Source organism: Phenylobacterium sp. GW823-FHT02A09, from assembly GCF_058797775.1.
This window is the reverse complement of the sequence record NZ_JBXAJZ010000001.1, coordinates 1168638-1177851: the sequence shown is the minus strand read 5'-3', so window position 1 is coordinate 1177851 and position 9214 is coordinate 1168638. Positions and strand designations below refer to the sequence as shown.

At 68.3% G+C, this 9214-nt stretch carries 14 protein-coding genes; 5 read left to right on the top strand and 9 right to left on the bottom strand.

From position 1 onward, the window contains the following. Entirely contained in the window at nt 1-285 is a 285-nt protein-coding gene (locus AC1Q87_RS05885) for a hypothetical protein (protein WP_492608030.1), read from the top strand. 96 nt (nt 286-381) lie between these two features. On the opposite strand, the gene AC1Q87_RS05880 is transcribed toward AC1Q87_RS05885, so the two are convergent. The 3 genes from AC1Q87_RS05880 to AC1Q87_RS05870 form a co-directional block, all read right to left on the bottom strand. Next, nucleotides 382-684, bottom strand: a complete 303-nt coding sequence (locus AC1Q87_RS05880) for a hypothetical protein (RefSeq protein ID WP_492608029.1) — start codon at nt 682-684, stop codon at nt 382-384. A gap of 87 nt (nt 685-771) precedes the next feature. Then, the gene (locus AC1Q87_RS05875; protein ID WP_492608028.1) at nt 772-1671 is read right to left on the bottom strand and encodes a cobalamin biosynthesis protein CbiG; all 900 of its coding nucleotides are present in this window, start codon (nt 1669-1671) and stop codon (nt 772-774) included. Between the two features lie 63 nt (nt 1672-1734). Then, the gene (locus tag AC1Q87_RS05870) at nt 1735-2739 is read right to left on the bottom strand and encodes an NADP-dependent oxidoreductase (RefSeq protein WP_492608027.1); all 1005 of its coding nucleotides are present in this window, start codon (nt 2737-2739) and stop codon (nt 1735-1737) included. A 120-nt stretch (nt 2740-2859) separates the two neighbouring features. Here AC1Q87_RS05870 and AC1Q87_RS05865 point away from each other — a divergent pair, with 120 nt between their 5' ends. Both AC1Q87_RS05865 and AC1Q87_RS05860 read left to right on the top strand, forming a co-directional pair. Further along, nucleotides 2860-3786 (top strand): Gfo/Idh/MocA family protein, encoded by a 927-nt coding sequence (locus AC1Q87_RS05865; protein ID WP_492608026.1) that lies wholly within the window; start codon nt 2860-2862, stop codon nt 3784-3786. A 42-nt stretch (nt 3787-3828) separates the two neighbouring features. Then, nucleotides 3829-4308 carry a glutathione peroxidase gene (locus AC1Q87_RS05860; RefSeq protein ID WP_436061821.1) on the top strand — a complete coding sequence of 160 codons (480 nt, stop codon included), beginning with the start codon at nt 3829-3831 and terminating at the stop codon, nt 4306-4308. Here AC1Q87_RS05860 and AC1Q87_RS05855 read toward each other — a convergent pair. Further along, a complete protein-coding gene (locus tag AC1Q87_RS05855) occupies nt 4292-4585 on the bottom strand; it encodes an ASCH domain-containing protein (RefSeq protein WP_492608025.1) in 294 nt (97 codons plus the stop codon). The two genes, AC1Q87_RS05860 and AC1Q87_RS05855, sit on opposite strands and share 17 nt — an antisense overlap. Nucleotides 4586-4635: 50 nt before the next feature. On the opposite strand from AC1Q87_RS05855, the gene AC1Q87_RS05850 reads away from it, so the two are divergent. Next, on the top strand, nt 4636-5319 hold the full coding sequence (locus tag AC1Q87_RS05850) for an aspartate/glutamate racemase family protein (protein WP_492608024.1): 684 nt from the start codon (nt 4636-4638) through the stop codon (nt 5317-5319). 4 nt (nt 5320-5323) lie between these two features. On the opposite strand, the gene AC1Q87_RS05845 is transcribed toward AC1Q87_RS05850, so the two are convergent. After that, a complete protein-coding gene (locus AC1Q87_RS05845; RefSeq protein WP_492608023.1) occupies nt 5324-5956 on the bottom strand; it encodes a hypothetical protein in 633 nt (210 codons plus the stop codon). A gap of 125 nt (nt 5957-6081) precedes the next feature. Here AC1Q87_RS05845 and AC1Q87_RS05840 point away from each other — a divergent pair, with 125 nt between their 5' ends. Then, a complete protein-coding gene (locus AC1Q87_RS05840) occupies nt 6082-6474 on the top strand; it encodes a YidB family protein (RefSeq protein ID WP_492608022.1) in 393 nt (130 codons plus the stop codon). On the opposite strand, the gene AC1Q87_RS05835 is transcribed toward AC1Q87_RS05840, so the two are convergent. The 4 genes from AC1Q87_RS05835 to xth all read right to left on the bottom strand — a co-directional run bounded on the left by AC1Q87_RS05835 (nt 6471) and on the right by xth (nt 9167). After that, the gene (locus AC1Q87_RS05835; protein ID WP_492608021.1) at nt 6471-7073 is read right to left on the bottom strand and encodes a DUF4126 domain-containing protein; all 603 of its coding nucleotides are present in this window, start codon (nt 7071-7073) and stop codon (nt 6471-6473) included. The two genes, AC1Q87_RS05840 and AC1Q87_RS05835, sit on opposite strands and share 4 nt — an antisense overlap. Before the next feature lie 61 nt (nt 7074-7134). Next, nucleotides 7135-7938, bottom strand: coding sequence for a DUF2145 domain-containing protein (locus AC1Q87_RS05830; protein WP_492608020.1), 804 nt, complete (start codon nt 7936-7938; stop codon nt 7135-7137). Beyond that, nucleotides 7938-8315, bottom strand: coding sequence for a hypothetical protein (locus AC1Q87_RS05825; protein WP_492608019.1), 378 nt, complete (start codon nt 8313-8315; stop codon nt 7938-7940). Before AC1Q87_RS05825 ends, AC1Q87_RS05830 begins: the two co-directional genes overlap by 1 nt. 72 nt (nt 8316-8387) lie before the next feature. Continuing rightward, nucleotides 8388-9167 carry an exodeoxyribonuclease III gene (xth, locus tag AC1Q87_RS05820; protein ID WP_492608018.1) on the bottom strand — a complete coding sequence of 260 codons (780 nt, stop codon included), beginning with the start codon at nt 9165-9167 and terminating at the stop codon, nt 8388-8390. Nucleotides 9168-9214: the final 47 nt, after the last annotated feature.

Here is a 9214-nt window from a genome sequence, read left to right as displayed (position 1 = left end):
ATGCAAAAGGAAATCGAACTCACGCGATTGATCGCCGATCTCCAGGCTCGATCAGTTGTCCACCATCACATCATCATGCAGTTGGTTCGCGCCAACGCTCGGGAAACAGGCAACCCTCGCGCCTATCTGTCCAGCCTCGCCGAAGATCTCACGCAGATTGTTGATCAAAGCCTTCCCCTCGACGACGTACGCGCTGCGGCAATGAGCATGCGTCAGTATTTCGACGAGTTCCTGGTCACCGTCGGGGCCGAACTGCTGACGAAGGAGCAATCCGGCAAGGCCTAAGGCCGGCCTGACCTCATCTGCGCCGCGCGGGAACCCCAGCTGTCGCGGTGTTGCGGCGGGTTTGGGAGGTTGGCGCTTGGCGCGCGCTCATTGGGGCTACGGCGACTTGGCGTCCTCGTCGCGATTGATTTGCGCCCGCTCGTTGCGCCTCGCGCGCTGGTTCCTCTTTTCCAGGCGCAGAAACACTGCGAGTCCGCCCGCGAATCCGGCGGCCATCAGCACAGCAAGGCTTTCGAGGTTGTCGCGCAGGCGCCAGCCGTAGAAGCCCGAGATGATGGCGTCAGCGGCGAGAAGCAAACCGGCGCCTGCAACGCCGGCCATGAAGAGGCCCCCGGTGGGGCGCGGTGCGTATTCTTCCGCTCTGGAGGCGGCCAAGTCGTTGCGTCTCTTCTCTTCCATGAGCGACGATATCACACGCACCGCTCAGGCGGGGGCGCAATGCGCCGTATTGAGGGACCGGGACTTGGGGAGGGGGCCGGCCGCGGCCTAGGCCTCGATGCCCAGGATCCAGCCTTCCTCGGTCTCGGCGTCGACGATGACGTTGGCCGCCGTGCTCTTCGCGCCGAAGATCGCCCCCAGCTTGCCGGTCTCGTCGAGCCGCGCGAAGTGCTCGGCGGTGACGCGCACCTGGGCCTGGTCCTTGATCTCGCCGGGCTGCGGCTGGGCCTTGTAGATGGACGGATAGACCTCGGCGACCACCACCTCGACGCCGGCCAGGTCGGCCTCGCTCAGCGCCTTGAATCCTCCCTCGAACGGCCAGATCTTCACGGCCTCGCCGCGCGCCAGCTTCAGACGCCGCACCGCTGGGATGCCCAGGATCGCCTGACCGCCGACCGAGCCGTTGTAGTAGAGCTTCCAGATCGAGGCCGCGCCCTTGGCGGCCAGGTCCGCATGGCGGAACTCCGGCAGGTCGTCGGGGCCGTGCGCGCGGGTGCGCTTGGGCTGCAGGGTGGTCAGCGCGTCCTTGGGCGGGCAGCCCCAGAACGGGAAGGGGCCGCCCGTCAGCCGGCGGTTGATCTCCGAGCCCACGCCGAAGCGGTTGTTGGTATTGTCGGCCTTGTCCTTGACCATCTTGTCGAGCTGGTCCCAGACCGCGCGCCACGGCAGGTCGCCGGGCAGGGCGAGCGCCTTGGCCAGGCCGCGCGGGAAGCCCAGCGGAAAGTCGAAGCCGACCAGCACGCGCTCGCCGCGCTTTTGGAAGTCATCGAGGATCTCCGCCAGCTTCTTCTCGGCCTCGGCGCGGGTGGCCGGGTTGAACGCCTCGAACGACAGACGGAACCGCAGGTCGCGCTTCATCACCCCGATCCAGACGGAGTCGGGGCCGGTCGCGGGCTTGGCGGCCGCGCTCCAGTCGACGATCACATAGGCGCTGAACAGGCGGGACACGCGAAACTCCGGCAGTAACTAACCCAAGGCTTGTAGCGGCTCGTTCCCGAGCGGCCAACGTCCTCAGGAAAGCTTGACCAGCATCTTGCCGAAGTTCTCGCCGGAGAACAGCTTGAGGAAGGCCTCGGGCGCGCGATCGATGCCCTCGACCACCGTCTCGCGCCACTGCAGCTTGCCGGCGGCGTGCCACTCGGCGAGGTCGTGGTGGAAGGCCTGCAGCAGGTCGTAGTGGCTGGAGACGATGAACCCCTCCATGCGGATCTGCTTGCCGACCGCCTGGGCGATGTTGCGCGGGCCCGGCGGCGGCGTGGTGGCGTTGTACATCGAGATCATGCCGCACAGCGCAAAGCGCGCGAAGGGGCGGGCGGAGTTGAGCGCGGCCTCCAGATGTTCTCCGCCGACATTGTCGAAATAGACGTCGATGCCTTCGGGGGCGGCGGCTTCCAGCGCCTTCATCAGGTCGGGCGCTGCCTTGTAGTCGATGACCTCGTCGACCCCGAGCTCGTCCTTCAGGAAGCGGACCTTCTCCGCGCCGCCGGCCGAGCCGATCACCTTGTGGCCCTTGAGTTTGGCGATCTGGCAGACCATCGAGCCGACCGCGCCGGAGGCGGCCGAGACGAACACCACGTCACCGTCCTTCAAGGCCGCGACCCGCAGCAACCCGACGTAGGCGGTCATGCCCGGCATTCCGGCCGCGCCCAGGAACGCCTGCGCCGGCAGTCCCATGGTGTCGAGTTTCTGCACCATCGAGGCGTGGGCGTTGAACGCCTCGCGCCAGCCGTAGTTGGACTGCACGAGGTCGCCGGGCTTGAAGCTCTCGTCGCCCGAGGCGATCACCGTGCCGACCGCACCGCCATGCATGGCCTCGCCCAGCGCGAAGGGGGCGGCGTAGCTCTTGGCGTCGCTCATCCGGCCGCGCATGTAGGGATCGACGGTCATCCAGTCGTTGCGGACCTGGACCTCGCCGGCGGCGGGCGCGGGCAGGGTGACGGACACCAGTTCGAAGTTGTCGGCGATCGGCGTGCCGACGGGGCGGCTCTTGAGCCGGACCTCGCGCGAGGTGGTCATTACGGCGTCTCCCTTGCCCGCCTGTGGTCTCTTGCGGCCCATGTTGGCGCTCGGCGCAGGTGGCGTCGAGTGGGGCTTCCGTGTAAGGCGCGGCGCTAGAGTTGGTTGCGGAGCGAATCCATGGGCGAACCCCTGCGAGGCGGCGTGATCGGCGCCGGCGTGTTCGGCGGCCATCATGCGCGCAAGTATGCGGGCGCCAAGGGCGCCGTACTGTCTGCGGTGCTGGACACGCATCACCCCGATCGGGCCGCGGCTCTGGCCGTCCCGCTGGGAGGCCGCGCGTTCCATAAGATCGACGAGTTTCTCGAGGCCTGCGACGTCGTCACGGTCGCCTCGCCGGCCAGCGTCCATATCGAAGGCGCCCTGGCGGCGCTGAAGGCGGGCAAGCCGGTCTACATCGAAAAGCCCATCGCCATCAGCCTGGCCGACGCCGACAAGATCATGGCCGAAGCGGCCAAGCAGAAGCTGGTCGTAGCCTGCGGCCATCAGGAGCGGGTCGTGTTCCAGGCCATGGGGCTGTTCGACATTCCCGAGCAGCCGCTGCGCCTGGAATCGATCCGCCACGGCACGCCGTCCGAGCGCAGCCTCGACGTCTCGGTGGTGCTCGACCTGATGATCCACGACCTGGACCTGGCGCTGTCGTTGTCGACCGCCCAGCCGGTGGCGGTCGAGGGCGAGGGAACGGTCGACTTCTCGGGCGGCTGGGACCAGGCCCGCGCCGAGGTGACCTTCGACGACGGCTTCACCGCGGTGTTCGACTCCTCGCGCATGGCGCTGGAGCGCAAGCGCAGCATGAAGCTCGTCTATCCGTCGGGCGAGGTCGAGATCGACTTCATCAGCCGCCAGTTCCGCAACACCACCGGCTTTGCGTTGAACGAGGACTATGCCGACGCCCCGGCGGTGAAGGACACCCTGGCGACCAGCGTCGAGGGCTTCCTGGCGGCGGTGCGCGGCGAGGCGCCTCGCCCGATCGTGACCGCCGACGAGGCGGCCCGCGCACTCGATCTGGCCTTGGCCGTCGAACAGGCGCTGGAGGATCGGGGCTAGCGGCGTTAGGCTCGCGCAAGACCCCATCGGTGGAGCACGGCCATGACCAAGTTCGCCTACGACTTCGAGTTCCACACCATCGAAGGCGGCCACCTGCCGCTCGAGACCTATCGGGACAAGGTCGTATTGGTGGTGAACACGGCCTCGCAGTGCGGGCTGACCCCGCAGTACGATGGCCTCGAGAAGCTCTACAGCGACTATCGTGACCAGGGATTCGTGGTGCTGGGCGTGCCCTGCAACCAGTTCGCTGGCCAGGAGCCGGGCACCGAGACCGAGATCAAGGAATTCTGCGAGACCCGCTTCAACGTCGACTTCCCCCTGACCGGCAAGACCGACGTCAAGGGCGACACCGCCCATCCGTTCTACAAGTGGGCCAAAGAAGTGCTGGGCGAGCCCGCCGAGCCGGTGTGGAACTTCCACAAGATCCTGGTCGGCAAGGACGGCAAGTTGATCCGCGCCTTCGGCCCGCGCACCGAGCCGCTCGACGACGAGGTCGTCGGCGCGATCAAGGCGGCGCTGTAGGCAGGTAGCGGAACGCCACCAGGAACACCCGCTCGCCGCGGCCGTGGCGCGCGATCGACATCAGGTCGTCTAGGTCGGCGAAGCCGGATTCTCGCGCCAGGGCAGGCGTCACGTCGGCCAGATCGATCTCGCAGAGCCGCGTCACCTCGACGTGGCCCGGCCCCAGCGCATAGCGGCCCCCGAGCCGCACGCGCGGCGACTGCCAGATCCGGATGCTGCAGGTGATCTCGCCGCGCATGATCGGTTCGCGCAGCCTGGGCGTGAAGCTCAATGTCATGCCCCACGCTTCGGCAGGGGCGGGGCCAAGTCAACGAAGTAGAGGCTTACATGCGTACGGTCGGACTGTTGGGCGGAATGAGCGCCGAGAGCACCACGCTCTACTACCAGGCCATGAACCGGCTGGTGCGCGAGCGGCTGGGCGGCCTGCACTCGATCCAGCTGCTGATGTGGTCGGTGGATTTTGCGCCGATCGCCCAGATGCAGGCCGACGGCGAGTGGCAGGCGGCGGGTGATGTGCTGGCGAAGGCCGCCGCCAAGCTGGAATTGGCCGGCGCCGAGGCGATCATGATCGGCGCCAACACCATGCACCTCGTCGCCGACCAGGTGCAGGCGGCCGTGAGCGTGCCGCTGATTCACATCGCCGACGCCACCGCCGACGCGGTGAAGGCGGCCGGCTGTTCGCGGCCGCTGCTGCTGGCCACCCGCTTCACCATGGAGAAGCCGTTCTACCGCGACCGCCTGAAGACCCAGGGCGTCGAGGCGTCGATCCCCGACGACGCGGAACGCGAGCGGCTGCACGCGATCATCTATGACGAGCTGTGCCAGGGCGTGATCTCGCCGGCCTCGAAGGCCGAGGTGCTGGCCATGATCGCCCGCGCCGCCAACGCCGACTGCGTGATCTTCGGTTGTACAGAGGTCGGCCTGCTGCTGTCGCCGGAGGATCTGGACCGTCCGGTGATCGACACCGCTCTGGTCCATGCCCAGGCTGGCGTCGACTTCGCCCTGGGCTAGCGCGTCACAGCAGCCGCTCGTCGCTGCCCAGCTGGAACGGCGGCTCCTCGTCGTCCTCGTCGTCGAGCGGCGCAGCCGCCGGTCCTGGCATGGACGCCGCGACGCGCGGCGCGATCGGCCGGCGCAGGATCGCCTCGGCCCGCGCCAGCCAGCGGTTGGCTTCCTGCATGGCGTCGCCCGGCGAGATCGCGCGTCGGCGCGTCTCGTCGCCGGCCAGCCACAGGTCCAGGTCGAAGTCGGGGTGGTGTGGATCGTCGAAGATCAGCCGCAGCGTCACGCGGGCGGCGTGCTCCAGGGTCTGGTCCAGAGTGCGCCGCGGCTCGCCACGATAGGCCCGCGCCACGACTTGGCCGTCGACGATGACCTCCGCGCCCATGAGCTCGTCCAGGCGGTAGATCAGCAGCCAGGCGCCGGCGTCCCAGGCCACGGCCATCAGTCCCGTCGAGGTGTTGAAGCCAGCGCCGCGCCCGCGCCCGCGGGCGATGATCACCGCCTCGGCAGGTCCCTTGAGCACCCGCTTCAGCGCGCGCCGGATGCGGCGTTCCTCGTCCATCAGCCAGGCGGCCGCGCTGCCCAGCAGCGTGACGACGACGCCGGCCAGCGCCAACAGCAGGAAAAGCCTGGGCCATTCGCTCATGTGCTGACGCTAGCGCCGTTCGCCATAGCCGAGAAGAGCGGCCGCCAGCCAATGATTGAAGTGTCACGCAGCTGGTGTCTCATATGAGCTGACGGCCTGATAGGTCACCACGACAGGAGCGCGACATGGGTCTGCTGGACAGCATTCTGGGCGGCGCGGGCGGCGACGGATCGCCGATCGGCGCGATCACCGACCTTCTCGGCCAACAGCAGGGCGGCCTCGGCGGTCTGCTCGGGGCCTTCGAGCAGGGCGGCCTGGGCGAGATCGCCAAGTCCTGGGTCTCCACCGGCGGCAACCTGCCGGTCTCGGCCGAGCAAATTCAGGCCGTGCTGTCTTCGGGCATGCTGGCCGACTTCGCCGCCAAGCTCGGCGTCGATCCGCAAACAGCGGCGAACACGCTGGCTCAGGTGCTGCCGCAGGTGATCGATCATCTGACCCCCGGCGGCCAGGTCCCGGCCGGCGGCGGCCTGGGCGGCCTCGGCGGGATCGCCGACATCCTCGGCAAGCTCAGGGGTTAGGTGCTGGGGTCGCTCGACCACCAGCGTTTGAGCCGCCTCAGAATGCGCCAGCTGACATAGATCACGCCGACCGCGCAGAGCAGCAGCACGGTCGCCACTGCAATGGCGATGTGCGGCTGGCTCAGCACCAGCCACAGGCCGCCGGCGGTCATCACGTCCTCGAAGCCGCTGACGGCGATGTTGCTGACCGGCTCGGGGCTGGTGTTCACCGCCGCGCGGGCGCTGGCCTTGGCGCTGTGGCTGAGCAGAGCCGCGCCGCCGCCGAGCATGAACACCACCACCTGCCATGCCGGGTCCGACGCATCGACGATGGCCAGCGCCAGCAGCGCCCCGCCCAGCGGGCGGATCAGGGTGTGGGCGCCGTCCCAGAGACTGTCGAACCACATCAACTTGTCGGCGACGAGCTCGGCGATCGCGCCCAGGCAGGCGACGCCGATCACCCAGGGGTTGGCGAGCGCGTCCAGCGCCTGGATCTTCTGCGGCAGGTCGATGAGTCCGAAGCGCATGGCTAGGCCGGCAGCCGCGATGCAGGCATACAGGCGCCAGCCCGCCAGAAAGCTCAGGCTCGCCGCAACCCCGACCAGTTCGACCGCGCCCATCGCCCGATCTCCCAGCAGCTTCTTGCGGCCACGCTAGCCCCGAACGCCGGGCAGGAGAAGCTCAGCGCTGGAAGTTGAAGACGTAGGCTTCCTGCAACATGTTGTTCTCGCGCATGAACTCGGCCATCGACTCATAGGTCGCGGTCCGGACCGTGGCGTCCTGATCGTCGGTGCGCAGCCGCTGGTCGGCGATCGGCCCGAACATCCGCACGACGGCGTTGGTCTTCACGACCGTCGGCTTGTAGTGGGCCTTCAGGTTGGCGGTGATCCGTTGCGGATCGTCCGTCTCCCAGATCGCCGCGCCGATGACGTTCAACATGAAGTTGTTGCAGTTCTGGTACTTGCGCGCCCAGGGATTGGCGACCAGCGAGTAGGCCGGGTTGTGGACCTTCTGGTAGGTCGGGCTGTCGATCACAGCCAGGATGCGGCGCTGCATCTCCGGGCTCGGGATGATCACCGCCATGTCGTCGACGGTGGAGCCGCGGGTGAAGTCCAGCGGGAAGTCCTGCACCAGCCGGCTCTCGGTCTTGGACCAGTCCGAACCGTTGCCGGCGTAGAGATTGTAGACCGCGTAGCCTTTGATCGTGCCGCCGTCGGCGGTCTTGATGTCGCGATAGACCCAGAAGGCGCCGTGGGTATAGGCGATGCCCTCAGGCAGCTGGTCGCGCATGCGGCCGGCGCGGAACACCATCGCCACCCGCGCGCCCTTGGACGCCAGATCGCGCTCGACCTGCTTGGAGAAGGCCGCGGCCTGTTCGGCGCTGAGGTGCGGGGAGATCGCGCGGACCGAGCTGTCCTGCGCGCTCGCGGGGACGGCGGCGGCGCTGAGCGCCGCCGCGGCCAGGGCGGCTTGAAGAGTCTTCATCAGGGATTCGGCTTCTGCGCGTTGTAGGGCACAGCCGGCATCGGGTCGGGCGAGACGACGACCTTGTCGTCGACCTTGAGCGGCCCGGACGCGAAGTCCGCCGAGGCGCCGGCCGCTTCCGAGATGCCGCCGCCGACCGCCGCCGATCCCGCGCCTGCGCTCGCCACTGCCGAGCCGCCGACGACCGAGGCGCCTGCCGCGGCGCTGACGGGCACGGCGGCGACGCCGACCACCGCCTGCACGCCGGCGGCGGCGAGGTGACCGGCCGCTTCCGAAGACGCGCCGCCTGCGGCCGAGGCGTTGGCCGCGCTGTCCTGGGCCAGGGCCTGGGCGCCGGACGCCGCCAGGGCGAGCGTCGCAATAAGGAGAACTCGCATGGGGAACACCTCCGATGAACTCATGGTGCAGCTAGGATCGGGCCGGAATTGCGGCAACCGCTTTGCGACGAACTAGACGTCCAGTTCGACGACCAGCGGGACGTGGTCGGACGGCTTGTCCCAACCGCGGACGTCCTTGTGGATCACGCAGCCGCGCAGCAGGTCCGCCGCCTGGGGCGAGAGCAGGGCATGGTCGATGCGGATGCCGTTGTTCCGCTGCCAAGCCCCGGCTTGGTAGTCCCAGAAGGTGTAGGCCCCGGGCGCGCCGTCGGCGGTCATGTAGGCTTCGGTGAACCCCAGCCACTGCAAGGCGCGAAAGGCCTCGCGGCTCTGCGGCTGGAAGAGCGCGTCGCCCAGCCAGTTCTCTGGATGGGCCGCGTCGCGCGCTTCGGGAATGACGTTGTAGTCGCCGACCAGGGCCAGCGGCTCCTCGTAGCTCAGCAGTTCGCGGGCATGGGCGTTCAGGCGCGCCATCCAGTTCAGCTTGTAATCGAACTTCTCGGTGCTGATCGGATTGCCGTTGGGCAGGTAGATCGAGGCCACCCGCACCGGGCGCGGCCCGCTGATCACGGCCTCGAGATAGCGCGCCTGCTCGTCGGAATCGTCCCCGGGCAGCCCTTTGCGGACATCCTCCAGCGGCGCCTTCGAGAGGATCGCCACGCCGTTGTAGGTCTTCTGGCCATGGACGGCGACGTTGTAGCCGAGGCGCTCGAACGCCTCGGCCGGAAACTTCTCGTCGACGCACTTGATCTCCTGCAGGCAGGCGACGTCCGGAGCGGCCTCCTCGAACCAGCGCAGCACCGTTTCGAGGCGTGCGTTGACAGAATTTACGTTCCAGGTCGCGATGCGCATCGACTGCTCCAGCTTGGGGTCGGGACGCTAGAGGCGCCGCCTCTGTG

Bases quoted from the DNA above. Each gene is read 5' to 3' on its own strand.
- AC1Q87_RS05885 (WP_492608030.1), top strand. From the start codon at position 1: ATGCAAAAGGAAATCGAACTCACGCGATTGATCGCCGATCTCCAGGCT.
- AC1Q87_RS05880 (WP_492608029.1), bottom strand. From the start codon at position 684: ATGGAAGAGAAGAGACGCAACGACTTGGCCGCCTCCAGAGCGGAAGAA.
- AC1Q87_RS05870 (WP_492608027.1), bottom strand. From the start codon at position 2,739: ATGACCACCTCGCGCGAGGTCCGGCTCAAGAGCCGCCCCGTCGGCACG.
- AC1Q87_RS05865 (WP_492608026.1), top strand. From the start codon at position 2,860: ATGGGCGAACCCCTGCGAGGCGGCGTGATCGGCGCCGGCGTGTTCGGC.
- AC1Q87_RS05860 (WP_436061821.1), top strand. From the start codon at position 3,829: ATGACCAAGTTCGCCTACGACTTCGAGTTCCACACCATCGAAGGCGGC.
- AC1Q87_RS05855 (WP_492608025.1), bottom strand. From the start codon at position 4,585: ATGACATTGAGCTTCACGCCCAGGCTGCGCGAACCGATCATGCGCGGC.
- AC1Q87_RS05850 (WP_492608024.1), top strand. From the start codon at position 4,636: ATGCGTACGGTCGGACTGTTGGGCGGAATGAGCGCCGAGAGCACCACG.
- AC1Q87_RS05845 (WP_492608023.1), bottom strand. From the start codon at position 5,956: ATGAGCGAATGGCCCAGGCTTTTCCTGCTGTTGGCGCTGGCCGGCGTC.
- AC1Q87_RS05840 (WP_492608022.1), top strand. From the start codon at position 6,082: ATGGGTCTGCTGGACAGCATTCTGGGCGGCGCGGGCGGCGACGGATCG.
- AC1Q87_RS05835 (WP_492608021.1), bottom strand. From the start codon at position 7,073: ATGGGCGCGGTCGAACTGGTCGGGGTTGCGGCGAGCCTGAGCTTTCTG.
- AC1Q87_RS05830 (WP_492608020.1), bottom strand. From the start codon at position 7,938: ATGAAGACTCTTCAAGCCGCCCTGGCCGCGGCGGCGCTCAGCGCCGCC.
- AC1Q87_RS05825 (WP_492608019.1), bottom strand. From the start codon at position 8,315: ATGCGAGTTCTCCTTATTGCGACGCTCGCCCTGGCGGCGTCCGGCGCC.
- xth (WP_492608018.1), bottom strand. From the start codon at position 9,167: ATGCGCATCGCGACCTGGAACGTAAATTCTGTCAACGCACGCCTCGAA.